Source organism: Streptomyces himalayensis subsp. himalayensis (assembly GCF_013778455.1).
GTDB classification, from domain to species: Bacteria; Actinomycetota; Actinomycetes; order Streptomycetales; family Streptomycetaceae; genus Streptomyces; species Streptomyces himalayensis.
Genome location: NZ_JACEHE010000007.1, coordinates 189,723 through 205,681, shown reverse-complemented (window position 1 = coordinate 205,681; position 15,959 = coordinate 189,723). Strand labels below are relative to the sequence as shown.

The window sequence follows — 15,959 nt, the reverse complement described above, 5'->3', positions numbered from 1 at the left end:
CCGAGGATCGCGCCGTCACAGCTCCGCCGCCAGCTCCGTTCCCTGGCGGACGGCCCGTTTGGCGTCCAGCTCGGCGGCGACGTCGGCGCCCCCGATCAGGTGCACGCTGCGTCCCGCGGCGCGCAGCTCCTCGTACAGGGCGCGGTGCGGCTCCTGGCCGGTGCACAGGACGATCGTGTCGACCGCGAGGGTCTCGCTGCGCCCGTCGACGGTGAGGTGCAGCCCGGCGTCGTCGATCTTGTCGTAGCGTGCGCCCGCGACCATCGTGACGCCGCGGTGGCGCAGCTCCGTGCGGTGGATCCAGCCGGTGGTCCTGCCCAGCCCGGCGCCGACCTTGGAGTCCTTGCGCTGCAGGAGGTGGACGGTGCGGGGCGGCACAGGCCGCTCGGGGCGGCCGAGGCCGCCCGCCGCGCGGTAGTCCATGTCGACGCCCCACTGCCGGAAGTACGCGGCCGGGTCCTCGCTCGTCTTGTCGCCGGAGTCCGTCAGATACGCGGCGACGTCGAAGCCGATGCCGCCCGCCCCGATGATCGCGACCCGGTCGCCGACGGGCGCGCCGTCGCGCAGCACGTCGAGGTAGCCGAGGACGCTCGGGTGGTCGATGCCGGGGATCTCCGGCGCCCGGGGCGTGACGCCGGTGGCGACGACGATCTCGTCGTACTCCCCGTCGTCGAGCTGGTCGGCGGTGACGCGGGTGTTCAGCCGGACGTCCACGCCGTGCTGCTCGAGCTGGGTGCGGTAGTAACGCAGCGTCTCGTCGAACTCCTGCTTGCCGGGTACCCGGCGGGCTACGTTCAGCTGGCCGCCGATCTCGTGGGCGGCGTCGAACAGCGTCACCTGGTGCCCGCGTTCGGCGGCGGAGACGGAGCAGGCGAGCCCCGCCGGCCCGGCGCCGACGACCGCGACGCGCTTGCGCAGCCGGGTCGGCTCCAGCACGAGTTCGGTCTCGTGGCAGGCGCGCGGATTGACCAGGCAGGAGGTGATCTTCCCGCTGAAGGTGTGGTCCAGGCACGCCTGGTTGCAGCCGATGCAGGTGTTGATGGCCTCGGGCCGGCCGGCCTCGGCCTTGGCGACGAAGTCGGGGTCGGCGAGCAGCGGACGGGCCAGCGACACCATGTCCGCGTAGCCGTCGGCGAGCAACTGCTCGCCCAGTTCGGGGGTGTTGATGCGGTTCGTGGTGACCAGCGGGACGGACACCGCGCCCATGACCTTCTTGGTCACCCAGGCGTAGGCGCCGCGCGGCACCGACGTCGCGATGGTGGGGATCCGCGCCTCGTGCCAGCCGATACCGGTGTTGATGATGGTCGCGCCGGCCGCCTCGACCGCCTTCGCCAGCGTGATGACCTCGTCGAGGGTGGAGCCGCCGGGCACCAGGTCCAGCATCGAGAGCCGGTAGATGATGATGAAGTCCGTGCCGACGCGTTCGCGTACGCGGCGGACGATCTCGACGGGGAAGCGCGTCCGGTTCTCGTACGAACCGCCCCAGCGGTCGTCGCGGTGGTTGGTCGCGGCCGCGATGAACTCGTTGATCAGATAGCCCTCGGAGCCCATGATCTCGACGCCGTCATAACCCGCGCGCTGCGCCAGCTCCGCCGCCCGCGCGAAGTCCTCGATCGTCTCCTCGACCTCGTCGTCGCTGAGAGCGCGGGGCACGAACGGGCTGATCGGCGCCTGGAGGCCGCTCGGCGCGACCAGGTCCGGGTGGTAGGCGTACCGCCCGAAGTGCAGGATCTGCATCGCGATCCGGCCGCCCGCGCGGTGCACCGCCTCCGTCACGCGCGCGTGCTGCTCGGCCTCCGCCTCGGTGGTCAGCTTGGCGCCGCCCTCGCCGGGGCGGCCCGCGTCGTTGGGCGCGATGCCGCCGGTGACCATCAGCCCGACGCCGCCACGCGCGCGTGCGGCGTAGAACTCCGCCATGCGTTCGAAGCCGCGCTCGGCCTCCTCGAGCCCCACGTGCATGGATCCCATCAGCACCCGGTTGGGCAGCGTGGTGAAGCCCAGGTCGAGAGGGCTGAGGAGATGCGGGTAGCGGGTCATGCGGGCCTCCGTGCGCGAGTCGCGGTGCTCGTGCGGTGTACGCGGTGTCGTCCCGACTGTTGTAGACGACCGAGCGAGGTTATGCAACTAGTTGCACAACCACTGCCGGTGCCCGACGCACCCGCCTCGGGAGGCAGGCAGCGCCCGGCGGGCCTAGCGTCGTGACATGAGGCCAGCCCCGACCCGCTACACCGTCGCCCTCAAGCCCCAGCTCGCCGACGAGGAGGGGCATCCCGTACACGGCGCCCCGATACGCACCGCGGTCGTGGAGGCCACCGGGGACACGGGCGCCAGCGGCTACCCGCGCTACGTCGGCCACGGCCTGCAAGCCGACATCGACCCCGCGACACATCACGTGGAGGCCATCACGGTCGACGGACGGGAACTCCCGTACGGCTGGGTGGCCCAGGTCGTCGAAGTCGGCCACCCGGGCCACCCAGGCCGCGACCGGTTCGACTGAACAGAGCCTCATCTGTTTCAGGGGGCCGTCGCTGCCCCATGTCCACGGCGCGGATGCATGCCTCCTGCCCATGGGCCCGGCGCCTCCGCGCCCGCCGCAGCCTCACCTCCGCGGGGAGTCACGGAGAAAGCCCGGCCTGAGCACCGCGAGCGGAGCGAAGGCCGCACGTAGGCCGGGCTGACCGGGCGCGATACCCTTGCAGCGCTCGGCGCCCCGTCCATGGCCGCCATGCGGTTCGCGCCCGCGAGCGTCCGCGACTCGCACGCCGTCCACGACTCGGCTGGGGGCTCCCGGGCAGCCGGGCACGGTCGTAGGTGAACCAACCGCCGTCGCCTCTTCCCGTCAGCACCACTTTCCGGAAGACTTCCGCAAAGTGTCGAGGAACGAGGAGCAGACCATGGCAACCGAGGACGCGCCGGGCGATACCCCGAAGCGCAAGGTGACGATCACGGCCATCGCGCAGGAGGCGGGGGTCTCGGTACCGACCGTGTCCCGCGTCGTGAACGGACGTTCCGATGTGTCCGCCGCGACCCGCGCCCGTGTCGAGGAGCTGTTGCGCCGGCACGGATACCGGCGGCGGCCCCATGCCCCCGGTGAGCGGGCCTCGCTCCTCGATCTTGTCTTCAACGACATCGACAGCCCCTGGGCCGTGGAGATCATCCGCGGCGTGGAGGAGGTGGCGCACGCGGCCGGCATCGGCACCGTGGTGTCGGCGATACACAACCGCGCGGGCTCCGCCCGGCAGTGGATGCAGAACCTGCGGGCGCGCGCCTCGGACGGGGTCATCCTGGTCACGTCCGTCCTGGAGCCGGGCCTCCACGAGGAGTTGCACCGCCTCGGCGTACCGCTGGTTGTCGTCGACCCGGCCGGTTCCCCGGCCTTCGAGGTGCCGACTGTCGGCGCCACCAACTGGGCCGGCGGCATGGCGGCGACCGAGCATCTGATCTCCCTCGGCCACCGCCGGATCGGCCTGATCGCGGGGCCTCCCCGACTGCTGTGCAGCAGGGCCCGGCTGGACGGCTACCGGGCGGCGCTGGAGGCGGCGGGTCTTCCGTACGACGAGAAGTACGTCGTGCCGGGCGACTTCCACCACGCGTCCGGGTTCAGCGGCTGCAACGCGTTGCTCGACCTCGCCGAGCCGCCCACCGCGCTCTTCGCCTCCAGCGACCAGATGGCGCTGGGCGCGATCGAGGCGCTGCGCCGCCGCGGACTTCGGGTGCCCGAGGACATGAGCGTCGTGGGTTTCGACGATCTCCCCGAGGTGCGCTGGTCCGCTCCGCCGCTCACCACGGTGCGCCAGCCTCTCGCCGACATGGGCAAGTCGGCGGCGAGGACCGTCCTGCGGCTGGCGCACGGCGAGGAGATCGACTCACTGCGCGTGGAACTGGCCACCGAACTCGTCGTACGGGCGAGCACGGCTGCCGTGGAGGGCGCCGCCGCACTGTGAGTTGCACTGTCGATTGCACTGCGAGTTACACGGTGAGTTGCCGGCAAGCCGATCCGATAGTTTTCGATCCGATTCCGGAATCTGCCCTACGGCGCCCCGGCTCGGGGCGCCGGGCACCCCAAGTCCCTAGCCGTCCACGGGCTCGGCGGAACCGCCAGGAAGCTTCTTGGAGTCGTTCGCGTCCTTGAGCGCACACATGAGGAACCGAAAGCCGCCGTTCCATCTGTCCGCGTCCCCTGTGTACCAGCCGACGATCTCCCGTGGCGTGCCGCGCGCCCACGCCTGCTCGTACTTCCGCTGGCAGAGCCGTGGATTCTCCTCCAGGAACTCGTCGTACGACATCCCCGCCGGCGCCTTCGCCCAGCCGATGGCCTGCTGGGCATGCGGTTTGTCGCAGGTGGTCAGGAACCACTGGTTCCGGCCGTCGACGTTGAAGCAGTCGCCTGTTCCGGCGTTGGTGACAGCGAGACGCTCGCCCGCTGTGCGGAACTCGCCGAGTGGGCCGTATATCTCGTCGGTGCCGCGCTGGAAGACCAGGCAGGCGAGCGTGGAGCCGTCGGCGGAGGGCAGCATGGGATAGGCCACGGGCGCGGCGAGGGTCTTGCGGAGTTCGGCGGTGCGTTCCTCGCAGGTGTGCCTGGCCTCCGTCTCGCTCAGGCTCTCGGGATCGGCGACCGGCTCCACGGCGATCACCTGGCCGGCCGGCGAGGAGACGCGGCAGTCCGCCGGCCACATCTGCACCTCGCCCGTGTACGGCTTCTTCGGGTTCTTCCAGACGGCGCTGACGCATTCGCCGGGGACGAGTTCCTGGTCGAGGGTGGTGTTGTTCCGGTACGGGCGGTACGACCGGCTGTCGGAGGACTCGGACGCGGAACCGGACGGGCCGTCATCGTCTCCGATCCCGTTGCCCAGCGCGGCCCCACCCCAGACGGCGCCCGCCACGGCGGTCACCACCGCGGTCGCCGCTATGACGAACTGATACGCCCGCGCCCGCCGCCTCCTGTGGGGCGTGGCTCCTGCCGGAGGCGGGACGAGGGGAGAGGGAGCCGTCGGGGCGGCCATCGGCCGGTTGGACAGGTCAAGGGTTCCCTGATGCCCGAAGCCGCCGTGATGCCCGAAGCCGCCGCCTTCCGCCCCGGCGGACCCCGACAACTCTGCCGACCCCGCCGAGACCGCCTCGCGCAGCAGACGCTCGGCCTCCGGCACCGTCATACGCCGCTCCGGGTCCTTCTCCAGCAGGCCGAGCATCGCGGTGGCCAGCGGCACGGAGGCCCGCCGCGGCGGGGGCGGGTCCTCGAAGAGCAGGGCCGTGAGCGTGGAGAGATCGGAGTCACGGGCGAACGGGCCCTCGCCCTCCACCAGGCGGTACAGCGTCGCGCCGAGCGAGAAGAGATCGCCGGCCTCGGTCGGTTCCCCTCCCCTGGCCCGCTCCGGCGAAAGATAGCCAGGCGTACCGATGACCCCGCCGGCAGCCGTCAGCCGGGGATCGCCGGAGGAGGGGCGCAGCGAGATGCCGTAGTCCGTGAGCAGCACCCGCTCGAACCCCGCCCCCGCACCGTCAGCCGGAGCATCGGACGTGCGGGGTGGAGCATCGGAAGTGCGGAGCGCATCCGCAGTGCGTGGCGCATCCGAAGTGCGGGGCGCCAGAAGGATGTTGGCCGGTTTGACGTCCCGGTGCAGGATGCCGAGCCGATGCCCCGCGACGAGCGCGTCAAGGATCGCGATGCCGATGCGGGCCGTATCGGATGAGGACATCGTGCCGCCGGCCCGGACCAGCGCGTCCGCGTCGGTGGCCCCCGGCACGTACTCCATGACGATCCACGGCAGCCCGTCGTGCCGGACCACGTCATAGACGGTCGCCACATGCGGATGGCTGCGCAGCCGTGCCGCGTTACGGGCTTCCGCGCGGGCCCGCGCCACCCGTGCGGCCATCTCCCGGTCCAGGCCGCCGTCGCCGCCCGCGTGCCAGGAAAGGCCCGGCTCCGGCACGGCGATCTCCTTGAGGGCGACCTCGCTGGCCAGCTCCTCGTCGTAGGCGAGCCACACCATCGCCATGCCGCCGGTCCCGAGCCGCCGCACCAGCCGGTACCGGCCCCCGACGAGCCCCCTGCCGTCCTGATCCTGGTTCTGACTCCGGCCGTGGCCGGACGTCTCCCCCGTCATGGCCTTCCCCCTGAGACCCTCGCCCAGCGCTGAAAGCTTTCCTGTGACAGTTACCCGCGCGACCGCCGCCCGAAAGAGCCCTCGAGCGGGCAAATACCGTCACAGCAGGCGCTCTTGTCCCCCTTCACGCTCTGGTCCCCCTCTTACCTCAGGGAGTACGGCCGCCGGGTCCCTCAGCGAGTACGACCGCCGGGTCCCTCAGCGTGTGCCGCCGCCGGGTCCTCATGGAGTACGGCCCGGCTGCCGCACCTGCTGCGACCGCCGGGCACGAGCGGCCGCCGCGTTGCAGGATGGCTGCATGCTGTTCGCCCGGCTCGTACGTGTGTCCAAGGAAGTCGCCGCCACCTCGGCGCGATCGCGGAAGATCTCCCTGCTGGCCGAGCTGTTCCGGGCCGCGGAACCGGAGGACGTGCCGATCGTCATCCCGTATCTGGCGGGGCGCATCCCGCAGGGGCGGCTCGGCGTCGGCTGGAGCGTGCTGCGCGAGCCCGTCGCGCCCGCCGCCGAGCCGACGCTCACCGTGCGCGAGGTCGACGCGGCACTGACGGGTCTGGGGGCGGTATCCGGCGCGGGCTCGGCTGCCGAACGCAAGCGGCTCGTCGGACAGTTGCTGAGCGCGGCCACGGCGGACGAGCAGCGGTTCCTCTTCGGGCTGCTCACCGGCGAGGTGCGCCAAGGGGCGCTGGACGCGCTCGCGGTCGAGGGGCTCGCCGAGGCGGCCGATCTGCCCGCGGCGGACGTACGCCGCGCGGTGATGCTGGCCGGATCGCTGCAGACTGTCGCCGAGGCCCTGCTCACCCGCGGCCCGCAGGCGCTGGCCGATTTCCGACTCACCGTCGGCCGGCCGGTCCTGCCGATGCTCGCGCACACCGCGTCCTCCGTAGGGGAAGCCGTCGACAAGCTCGGGCCGTGCGCGGTCGAGGAGAAGCTCGACGGTATCCGCGTACAGGTGCACCGCACCGGCGACGACATCCGCGTCTACACCCGCACACTCGACGACATCACTGATCGGCTTCCCGAACTCACTTCTCTCTCAAGGGAGTTGATGGGCGAGCACTTCATCCTCGACGGCGAGGTGATCGCACTGGACGCCGAGGGCCGGCCGCGGTCGTTCCAGGAGATCGCGGGACGCGTCGGCTCACGTGTCGACGTGGCGACCGCGGCGGCCGCAGTGCCTCTCTCCCCCGTCTTCTTCGACGCGCTGTCCGTCGACGACCGCGACCTGCTCGACCTGCCGTTCGCCGAGCGCCACGCCGAGCTGGCGCGGCTGGTGCCCGAGCCGATGCGGGTACGGCGCACCGTCGTGGACGATCCCGCGGACGACGCTGCCCGCAACGCCGCCGAGGAGTTCCTGACCGCGACGCTGCGCCGCGGCCACGAGGGCGTCGTGGTCAAGGGGCTCGCCGCGCCCTACAGCGCGGGACGGCGCGGTGCCTCCTGGCTGAAGGTGAAGCCCGTGCACACCCTGGATCTGGTGGTGCTGGCGGCCGAGTGGGGCCACGGCCGGCGTACCGGAAAGCTGTCCAACCTCCATCTGGGCGCGCGCCGCCCCGACGGCTCGTTCGCCATGCTCGGCAAGACGTTCAAGGGCATGACGGACAAGATTCTCGCCTGGCAGACCGAGCGCCTGCGGGAGCTCGCGGTCAGCGACAACGGGTACGTCGTCACGGTGCGGCCCGAACTCGTCGTGGAGATCGCGTACGACGGGCTGCAGAAGTCCACGCGGTATCCGGCGGGCGTGACGCTCCGGTTCGCGCGTGTGGTGCGGTACCGGGAGGACAAGTCGCCCGCGGATGCGGACACCGTGGAGACGGTGCTTGCCGCCCACGCCCGATAGCCACCGCCGCTTCAGGTGGCGACGCGTTGCTGTCAGGTTCGCACCTCGGCACCCGGTACGGTCCTCGCACCGACCTCAGGTACAGCGCCGAGGGACACCTCCACCGTCTGACGGGTGGACCAGCCGGTCTTCAGGAATGTGGCGAGACCCGCGTACTGCAGCACAGTGCAGACGTACAGGTTCAACAGCGTGGAGAACGGCGCCATCGTGAAGATCATCAGCTGCTGCAGGCGGGTCTGGTCGGGGCGCCGGAGGGTGAAGTACCGCATGGAGCGGAGGTAGGACAGCAACGCCACATATCCGAGGAACGGCAGCGCGAGTCGGCCGGCCTCGGACACGTGGACGATCAGCACCACGGGAAACGCGTAGGAGTTCAGGACGAACCCGGCGAACTGCCACAGCACCAGCCACCACCCGGGCTTGGACACCGGGCACGTCCGGATGAGCCAGCCGCCTCCCCAGAAGAACGACCGCCACCACCGGAGGCGTTGCCGGGTCAGATGGGACAGGTTGTCCGGCAGCAGCGTGTAGGCGACCGACCTCTCCTGAATCACCGTCCGCCCCTCCAGCAGGGAGTAGCCCGTCAGCATGCGGTCGTCGCCCGAGGAGACAGGCCGGCCCCAGACGGTCTGCGTGACGTAGGCGTGCTGATACTTCCGCACGACGTCGGCGCGGTAGAACGCCAGCCCGCCGCAGTTCACCACCACGGAGCCGAGGCGGGACGTGGAGGAGCGGCCGTTGAGGAACGACATCACATACGACAGGTCCACCAGCCGTGTCAGCAGGTTCTGCGCGTGGTTGAGCCCCAAGAGCAGTCCCGCGACGCTGGTGATGTCGGCGCGTGAGAACGGTGCGATGCCCTCGCGAATGGCGTGCGGGTCCAGGACGGTGTCGGAGTCCACCGTGCAGAAGATGTCCGCCTCCGGATCGGCGTCGAACGCCACCGCCTGCGCCCGGCGCTTGCCCACCCGGCCGGTGGCGTCGTACCGCACCTCCAGGCGCGTGGGCGCGGTCCGGACCCAGTCGTCGAACACGACCCGGCAGTCGCTGTCGGTGGAGCCGTTGTCGACGACGTGGAGGCGCTGCGGGAGCCGCGACTGGCGGCCCACGCTCTCCAGGAGCGCGCGGAACGTCTTCGGGTCTTCGTTGAAGACCGGTACCACCACCGTGACCCGGCGGTCGTCCAGCCGCCGGGCCTGCCCGCCTGTGAGCCTGACGTCGCGATGCGTGTGCGCCGCGATCAGGGTGAAGGCCAGCCAGCAGAAAGCGAGAGCGTCGATCGCGACCAGACGCGACGGCTCGTGCACGATCCTGGTGAGGTGATGGTGGGCGTACGCGGTCAGGGCCGCGGCGCTGACCAGTGAGACTGCCAGACAGCGCCGACGGCCGGTCTGAGCGACACAAATCAAACGATTCTTCATCGATGCGCGCGAAACGTTTCTTCAGCTGCTCCGCGGAAGGCGACTGGAGAGACGAACGCCGATGGCGCCGACAAGGACGACGCCGACGCCGATCGCCATCTGCCACAGCGGTGTGAAGGTGACCCCGCCGATGACGAGAGCTGCCGGCCCAGTGCGGGCGAGTCCGGATCCGTACATGCGATTCCTTCAGGGTGTCCGTGATGACGTGGGTTGCTGCGGGCGCACGGACGGCTCGCCGTCGGGCCCGGCAACCGTCACAGGATGAGCAGGGCTGCCTCGGTCATCGCAGGGACACGCCCGTTCCTCTGAGCGGACTATGGGATTTTCCTCCGGATGGATGTCTGGCCTCACTCTGGGGTGCGACTACTTGCCCGCGGGTCGGCCTCACTCCGTGCGGACACCCCCAGCTCGGCACACTGGTTCCATGGCCGTGAACCGCAGCGCAGGGCTCCTCCTGTACCGACGCGTGCCCGAGGGTGTCGAGGTCCTGCTGGGACATATGGGTGGCCCCTTCTGGGCGAGGCGCGAGGCCGGGGCGTGGACCGTGCCGAAAGGCGAGTACGACCCCGATGAGCCGGCCTGGGACGCGGCACGGCGCGAGTTCACGGAGGAGCTCGGGCTGCCGCCGCCGGACGGCGAAGCCGTACCGCTGGGCGAGGTCCGGCAGAGGGGCGGCAAGACCGTGACGGTGTGGGCCGTCGAGGGCGACCTCGATCCGGCCGACGTGGTGCCGGGGACCTTCACGCTGGAGTGGCCCCGCGGATCGGGACGTATGACCGCCTTCCCGGAGCTGGACCGGGTGGCCTGGCTCGCCCTCGACCGGGCCCGCGAGGTGGTCGTGTCCGCGCAGACGACGTTCCTGGACCGGCTGGCCGAGCACCTCGACGCGGTGCACGACTGAGGCCTCGCGGCACTGTGGGACCTCCCAGTGGTGGGCTTCCGGTGGTAGGGCCTCCCGGCGCCTCGGGCCTCCCAGCGCCTGGGGCCTCGCAGAGCCGAGGGCTCCCGGCACTGGAACCCTGCCGCACCGGGCCACCCGGTGCTCGAACCCGCAGCGGACCCGGCCCCGCGGTGCTGGGTGCCTCCGGCTCTGGAACCACAGCGCCGAGGCCTCGCTGCGTGCGACGCGCGGCGGGCTGGACGTGCTGCTCCCTGGCGCGCGGCATCGGGCCGCTGGGGGCCGAGGACGCCGCCGAGGAGGCATGACGGCCGCGCCCACGGGTACGCGGCGTTTCCCGGCGCTCCCGCCGTCTTGCGGCGCTGTACGCGCCGGGCCAAGGTCGAAGCACCGAGCACAAGGAGGTGCCCGCCATGCCCATCGCGACGGTGAATCCGGCGGACGGCGAGACGCTCAAGACGTACGACGGCCTGAGCGCCGAGGAGATCGAGCGGCGGATCGCGAAGGTCGCCGAGGCCTTCGACAGGTATCGCACCACCTCGTTCGCCGATCGGGCGCGGCTGCTGCACCGCGCCGCGGACCTGCTCGAGGAGGACCAGCAGGACATCGCGCGCACCATGACGACCGAGATGGGCAAGCCGATCACGCAGGCGCGCGCGGAGGCCGCGAAGTGCGTGAAGGCGATGCGCTGGTACGCCGATCACGCGGAGGGCCTGCTCGCCGACGAGCATCCGGCAGGCATGGACGTGAAGGACTCCGGCGCCGTGCGCGCCCGGGTCCGCTACCGCCCGCTCGGCGTGATCCTCGCGGTGATGCCGTGGAACTTTCCGCTGTGGCAGGTGATCCGGTTCGCCGCGCCCGCGCTCATGGCGGGCAACGCGGGCCTCCTCAAGCACGCGTCGAACGTGCCGGGGACCGCCCTGTACCTGGAGGACCTCTTCCGCAGGGCGGGCTACCCCGAGGGCTGCTTCCAGACGCTGCTCATCGGATCCGGCGCTGTCGAGGGCATCCTGCGCGACCCCCGGGTGACCGCGGCGACGCTCACCGGCAGCGAACCGGCGGGCCGCTCCGTCGCCTCGATCGCCGGCGACGAGGTGAAGAAGACGGTGCTGGAGCTCGGCGGCAGCGATCCGTTCGTCGTCATGCCCTCGGCGGACATCGAGGAGGCCGCGAAGACGGCGGTGCGGGCGCGGGCGCAGAACACCGGGCAGTCCTGCATCGCCGCCAAGCGGTTCATCGTCCACGCGGATGTGTACGACGCGTTCGCGGGCCGCTTCGCCGCGGGGATGCGCGCCCTGAAGGTGGGCGATCCGCTGGACGAGTCCACCGAGGTGGGACCGCTCTCCAGCGAGCAGGGGCGCAAGGACCTCGAAGAGCTCGTCGACGACGCGGTGCGCCGCGGCGCGACGCTGCTGTGCGGCGGCCATCGCCCGGAGGGACTCGCCGAGCGCGGCTGGTACTACTCGCCCACGGTGATCGCCGACATCACGCCCGGGATGCGCATCCACCGGGAGGAGACGTTCGGCCCCGTCGCCGCGCTCTACCGGGTCCCCGATCTGGAGGCGGCCGTGGAGCTCGCCAATGACACGCCGTTCGGGTTGAGTTCGAACCTCTGGACGCGCGACGACGCGGAAGTTGACCGTTTCGTACGGGACATCGAGGCGGGCGGTGTGTACGTGAACGGCATGACGGCCTCTCATCCGGCGTTCCCGTTCGGCGGAGTCAAGCGTTCCGGCTACGGGCGCGAGTTGTCCGGGCACGGCATCCGCGAGTTCTGCAACATCACCACGGTGTGGCAGGGCGCCTGAGCACCGCGTCCGACACGCGTGACACGGGGCCTTCGGCAGGCCGCCGCGGCCACGATCCCTCCGTCCGGCCAGGGCTCCGGTTACGATCCACAGAAGGTCGCCGAGGCGGGCCGGCCGTGTTCCCGGCAGCCGGACGACTGCCTGGTCCAGCCGTACGCCCTATCTGTGGGAGCCCCAGTGGGTCGTGAAGTGACACTGCCTCTGATCGTCGACAGGCAGGGCGGACTGCATGTGTCCGCCGCCGACGTGAGCAAACTGCTGCGCACGGTGGGCGGTCACTGGCTGCGCATGGTGCATGCCGGCCACGAAACGCTCGACGAGGACACGGTGGCGGCGCTCACGATCGAACTGGCCAAGCTCGCCGACCGCATCGACGTGGCGTGCATCGCGCACAGCAGTTCGGCCCCCGAGGCCCCGGGCGCCCGCCGCCCGCACCCCTGAGGACTCCCGTCGCCCTCTGGGAGTGGCACTACGTGCCTGCACCCGCACGAACGCCGCTGACCTGCGGAAACGTGACCGTCGACGTCGGCTCTGGGCCATCCGACCGTGCCCTGCGTGTCCCCGGTCTGGAGTAATCCCGCGCGAGATCCACGCCCGTCCGGGCCATCGTGGGATGAGCCGCCCTCAGCCGGGTGGCCCAATCCTCAGCCGGGGGGCGAGAGAAGGCGCAGGCTCATGGCGACTTTGTGCAGGCCCGCTGTGTCCGTTCCGGAACATGTCATCACCATGGAGGAGACGCTTGATCTGGCACGATCCCGCCACGCGGACCACCCTCAGCTTCCGCTGGCGCTCAGGCTCATCGAGAACACCGGTGTACGTACCCGCCACCTGGTGCAGCCGATCGAGGAGACGCTGAAGCATCCCGGGTTCGAGGAGCGCAACAAGCTCTACCAGACCGAGGCGAAGGCGCGGGTGCCCGAGGTCGTACGGCAGGCGCTGGACGACGCCGAGTTGAAGCCGGCGGACATCGACGTGATCATCTACGTGTCCTGCACCGGCTTCATGATGCCGTCGCTGACGGCGTGGATGATCAACACCATGGGGTTTCCCAGCAACACGCGGCAGATACCCATAGCCCAGCTGGGCTGCGCCGCCGGCGGCGCGGCCATCAACCGGGCGCACGACTTCTGCACGGCGTACCCCGAGGCGAACGCCCTCATCGTCGCCTGCGAGTTCTGCTCGCTGTGCTACCAGCCGACCGACCTCGGCGTCGGCTCACTGCTGTCGAACGGACTCTTCGGCGACGGCCTGGCCGCTGCCGTGGTGCGCGGCCGCGGCGGCACCGGGGTCCGGCTCGAGCGCAACGGCTCGTACCTCATCCCGGAGACGGAGGAGTGGATCGCCTACGACGTGCGCGCCACCGGCTTCCACTTCCTGCTGGACAAGCGGGTGCCCACCACCATGGAGCCGCTCGCCCCCGCCCTCAAGGCACTCGCGACAGCGCACGACTGGGACGCCTCCGATCTGGACTTCTACATCATCCACGCGGGCGGTCCGAGGATCCTCGACGACCTGAGCAAGTTCCTGCAGGTCCCGCCGGAGGCCTTCCGGTTCAGCCGCGCGACGCTCACGGAGTACGGGAACATCGCCAGCGCGGTCGTCCTGGACGCCCTGCGCAGGCTGTTCGACGACGGCGGCGCGGACCACAGCGCCCGCGGACTGCTCGCCGGCTTCGGTCCGGGTATCACGGCCGAGATGTCGCTCGGCCGCTGGTCCGTGGGCGACCGTGAACCGGCGCAGGCGGCAGCGCAGGCGGCCTCCTCCGTATGACGCAAGGGCCCTGGCGCCGCAGCGCGTCGACCCGCGGCCGGGAAGCCCTGCCGGTCGCCGGGTGAGGCATCGCTCGCAAGGAGACCCATGTCCACGCTCACGCCGCACGAAGGACACGTTCCGGCCGAGGACGGGGAGGAACTCACGTCCTCCGACGACCTGCCGGCGCCCGGCGCCGAAGGCCTGCTGGTGCCGCCAGGGCACGGCCGCACAGTGCACACCCCCGCCCACCATGTGACATTCAAGGTGACAGGGGCGCACTCCCGCATGGCCTCCAGCTTCGAAGTGGTGGTGCCTCCGGGTTTCGACGTCGGCGCGCATGTCCACACGCGCAGCGAGGAGCTCTTCTATGTGCTGGAAGGCGAGCTGGACGTGCTCGCCTTCGAGCCGCTCGTACGGACTCCCGACAACTGGCAGCGCTGGCAGTCCGCTTCGGGCAACCGGGTGGTGCGGGCCACGCCGGGCACGGTGATCGTCGTCCCGCCCGGCTGCCCGCACGCCTTCGCCAATCCCACCGACGCCCCGGCGAAGATGTTCTTCCAGGCATCTCCGCCGCCTGACCACGAGCGGTACTTCGAGGAACTGCTCGAGATCTTCGCCTCCGGCGGACCACCGGACCGCGCCGCGATCACCGAGCTGCGTGCCCGCTACGACATCGAGCAGCTCACACCGCTGCGGCACGGCCCCTGAAGGGACAGCACAAGGCAGCGGCCCGACGGGCTACACCGAGTTCAGTGACTCGGCGCGGTCACCGACCTCTTTGGATCGGCCTATCGGATCGGCATGCCCGACAGCGTCCGCGCGATCACCAGACGCTGGATCTCGCTCGTGCCCTCGAAGATCGTGTAGATCGCCGCGTCGCGGTGCATGCGCTCGACCGGGTACTCGCGGGTGAAGCCGTTGCCGCCGAGGATCTGGACGGCCTGAGCGGTGACCTTCTTGGCCGTCTCGCTGGCGAACAGCTTCGACATCGAGCCCTCGGCCGCGGTGAACGGCTTGCCGTTCACCGCCATCCAGGACGCCCGCCACACCAGCAGCCGGGCGGCGTCGATCTGCGTACGCATGTCGGCGAGCTGGAAGGCGACGCCCTGGTTGTCGATGATCGGCCGGCCGAACTGCTCACGCGTCTTGGCGTACTCCAGCGCCTCCTCGTACGCGGCGCGGGCCGTGCCGACCGCCATGGCGCCGACTGCCGGCCGCGACGCCTCGAAGGTGGCCATGGCCGCGTTCTTCACACGCTCGCCGCCCGCCTTCGCACGCTCACGCGCGCGTGCCAGGCGCTCGTCCAGCTTCTCCTTGCCGCCGAGCAGGCAGGACCCGGGGACGCGGACGTTCTCCAGTACGACCTCGGCTGTGTGCGAGGCACGGATGCCGTGCTTCTTGAACTTCTGGCCCTGGGACAGGCCGGGCGTGTTCGGCGGGATGATGAAGGACGCGTGGCCCTTGGACCCGAGCTCCGGGTCGACGACCGCGACCACGACATGGACGTTGGCGATGCCGCCGTTGGTCGCCCAGGTCTTGGTGCCGTTGATGACCCACTCGTCCTTGGCCTCGTCGTAGACGGCACGGGTGCGCATCGAGGCGACGTCGGAGCCGGCGTCCGGCTCGGACGAACAGAAGGCGGCGACCTTCACATCGTCGGCATCGCCGTACATCTGTGGGATCCAGGTGCCTATCTGCTCATCGGTGCCGTTGGCGAGGACGCCGACGGCGGCCAGACCGGTACCGACGATGGACAGGGCGATACCGGCATCGCCCCAGAAGAGCTCCTCCATGGCCATCGGGATGCCGAGGCCCGTGGGGTCGAAATACTGCTGGGCGTAGAAGTCGAGGGAGTAGATGCCGACCTTGGCGGCCTCCTGGATGACCGGCCACGGGGTCTCTTCACGCTCGTCCCATTCGGCGGCCGCGGGTCGGATCACGTCGGCGGCGAAGCCGTGCAGCCAGTCCCGGACCTCCTTCTGTTCGTCGTTGAGCTCCATGGTGAACTCGGCCATGACCCCTCCAGCAGCGTTCTCAGCATGTGTTACTTACGGTAACGCGAGTCTGTTACCGGCTGGTAGGGGATGTCAACTCCCGGCAGCCCGTTCGATGCGGGCAGCACTTCGAGTGTTACTT

Annotated in this window: 13 protein-coding genes; 8 read left to right on the top strand and 5 right to left on the bottom strand. The window is 70.6% G+C overall.

From position 1 onward, the window contains the following. Nucleotides 1-15: 15 nt before the first annotated feature. Complete coding sequence (locus tag H1D24_RS14400; RefSeq protein ID WP_181657925.1) at nt 16-2,037, bottom strand: NADPH-dependent 2,4-dienoyl-CoA reductase; 2,022 nt, start codon at nt 2,035-2,037, stop codon at nt 16-18. Between the two features lie 166 nt (nt 2,038-2,203). Here H1D24_RS14400 and H1D24_RS14395 point away from each other — a divergent pair, with 166 nt between their 5' ends. Together H1D24_RS14395 and H1D24_RS14390 are read left to right on the top strand one after the other, a co-directional pair. After that, a complete protein-coding gene (locus tag H1D24_RS14395; protein WP_181657924.1) occupies nt 2,204-2,497 on the top strand; it encodes a hypothetical protein in 294 nt (97 codons plus the stop codon). A 397-nt stretch (nt 2,498-2,894) separates the two neighbouring features. After that, nucleotides 2,895-3,944, top strand: coding sequence for a LacI family DNA-binding transcriptional regulator (locus H1D24_RS14390; RefSeq protein WP_181657923.1), 1,050 nt, complete (start codon nt 2,895-2,897; stop codon nt 3,942-3,944). A 126-nt stretch (nt 3,945-4,070) separates the two neighbouring features. Here the strand turns inward: H1D24_RS14390 and H1D24_RS41730 are convergent, their stop codons facing one another. After that, nucleotides 4,071-6,107 carry a serine/threonine-protein kinase gene (locus tag H1D24_RS41730; RefSeq protein WP_220136713.1) on the bottom strand — a complete coding sequence of 679 codons (2,037 nt, stop codon included), beginning with the start codon at nt 6,105-6,107 and terminating at the stop codon, nt 4,071-4,073. A gap of 298 nt (nt 6,108-6,405) precedes the next feature. Here H1D24_RS41730 and H1D24_RS14380 point away from each other — a divergent pair, with 298 nt between their 5' ends. Then, nucleotides 6,406-7,944, top strand: a complete 1,539-nt coding sequence (locus H1D24_RS14380) for an ATP-dependent DNA ligase (RefSeq protein ID WP_181657922.1) — start codon at nt 6,406-6,408, stop codon at nt 7,942-7,944. Nucleotides 7,945-7,976: 32 nt separating this feature from the next. Here the strand turns inward: H1D24_RS14380 and H1D24_RS14375 are convergent, their stop codons facing one another. Next, nucleotides 7,977-9,353, bottom strand: coding sequence for a glycosyltransferase (locus H1D24_RS14375; RefSeq protein WP_181657921.1), 1,377 nt, complete (start codon nt 9,351-9,353; stop codon nt 7,977-7,979). Nucleotides 9,354-9,386: 33 nt separating this feature from the next. Next, nucleotides 9,387-9,542 (bottom strand): hypothetical protein, encoded by a 156-nt coding sequence (locus H1D24_RS14370; protein WP_181657920.1) that lies wholly within the window; start codon nt 9,540-9,542, stop codon nt 9,387-9,389. 247 nt (nt 9,543-9,789) lie between these two features. Here H1D24_RS14370 and H1D24_RS14365 point away from each other — a divergent pair, with 247 nt between their 5' ends. From H1D24_RS14365 to H1D24_RS14345, 5 genes are all read left to right on the top strand, one after another. After that, nucleotides 9,790-10,266: an NUDIX hydrolase gene (locus H1D24_RS14365; protein WP_181657919.1), complete on the top strand. Its 477-nt coding sequence runs from the start codon at nt 9,790-9,792 to the stop codon at nt 10,264-10,266. Nucleotides 10,267-10,676: 410 nt separating this feature from the next. Then, on the top strand, nt 10,677-12,071 hold the full coding sequence (locus H1D24_RS14360) for an NADP-dependent succinic semialdehyde dehydrogenase (protein WP_181657918.1): 1,395 nt from the start codon (nt 10,677-10,679) through the stop codon (nt 12,069-12,071). A gap of 177 nt (nt 12,072-12,248) precedes the next feature. Then, complete coding sequence (locus tag H1D24_RS14355) at nt 12,249-12,512, top strand: DUF6213 family protein (protein ID WP_181657917.1); 264 nt, start codon at nt 12,249-12,251, stop codon at nt 12,510-12,512. Between the two features lie 234 nt (nt 12,513-12,746). Continuing rightward, the gene (locus H1D24_RS14350) at nt 12,747-13,841 is read left to right on the top strand and encodes a type III polyketide synthase (protein ID WP_181657916.1); all 1,095 of its coding nucleotides are present in this window, start codon (nt 12,747-12,749) and stop codon (nt 13,839-13,841) included. Between the two features lie 87 nt (nt 13,842-13,928). Then, nucleotides 13,929-14,531, top strand: coding sequence for a cupin domain-containing protein (locus tag H1D24_RS14345; protein ID WP_181657915.1), 603 nt, complete (start codon nt 13,929-13,931; stop codon nt 14,529-14,531). Between the two features lie 80 nt (nt 14,532-14,611). Here the strand turns inward: H1D24_RS14345 and H1D24_RS14340 are convergent, their stop codons facing one another. Continuing rightward, nucleotides 14,612-15,838, bottom strand: a complete 1,227-nt coding sequence (locus H1D24_RS14340; RefSeq protein ID WP_181657914.1) for an acyl-CoA dehydrogenase family protein — start codon at nt 15,836-15,838, stop codon at nt 14,612-14,614. Nucleotides 15,839-15,959 lie beyond the last annotated feature (121 nt).

Coding starts and splice junctions, on each gene's coding strand:
- H1D24_RS14360 (WP_181657918.1), top strand. CDS start 10,677: ATGCCCATCGCGACGGTGAATCCGGCGGACGGCGAGACGCTCAAGACG.
- H1D24_RS14395 (WP_181657924.1), top strand. CDS start 2,204: ATGAGGCCAGCCCCGACCCGCTACACCGTCGCCCTCAAGCCCCAGCTC.
- H1D24_RS41730 (WP_220136713.1), bottom strand. CDS start 6,107: ATGACGGGGGAGACGTCCGGCCACGGCCGGAGTCAGAACCAGGATCAG.
- H1D24_RS14370 (WP_181657920.1), bottom strand. CDS start 9,542: ATGTACGGATCCGGACTCGCCCGCACTGGGCCGGCAGCTCTCGTCATC.
- H1D24_RS14350 (WP_181657916.1), top strand. CDS start 12,747: ATGGCGACTTTGTGCAGGCCCGCTGTGTCCGTTCCGGAACATGTCATC.
- H1D24_RS14390 (WP_181657923.1), top strand. CDS start 2,895: ATGGCAACCGAGGACGCGCCGGGCGATACCCCGAAGCGCAAGGTGACG.
- H1D24_RS14340 (WP_181657914.1), bottom strand. CDS start 15,838: ATGGCCGAGTTCACCATGGAGCTCAACGACGAACAGAAGGAGGTCCGG.
- H1D24_RS14380 (WP_181657922.1), top strand. CDS start 6,406: ATGCTGTTCGCCCGGCTCGTACGTGTGTCCAAGGAAGTCGCCGCCACC.
- H1D24_RS14345 (WP_181657915.1), top strand. CDS start 13,929: ATGTCCACGCTCACGCCGCACGAAGGACACGTTCCGGCCGAGGACGGG.
- H1D24_RS14365 (WP_181657919.1), top strand. CDS start 9,790: ATGGCCGTGAACCGCAGCGCAGGGCTCCTCCTGTACCGACGCGTGCCC.
- H1D24_RS14400 (WP_181657925.1), bottom strand. CDS start 2,037: ATGACCCGCTACCCGCATCTCCTCAGCCCTCTCGACCTGGGCTTCACC.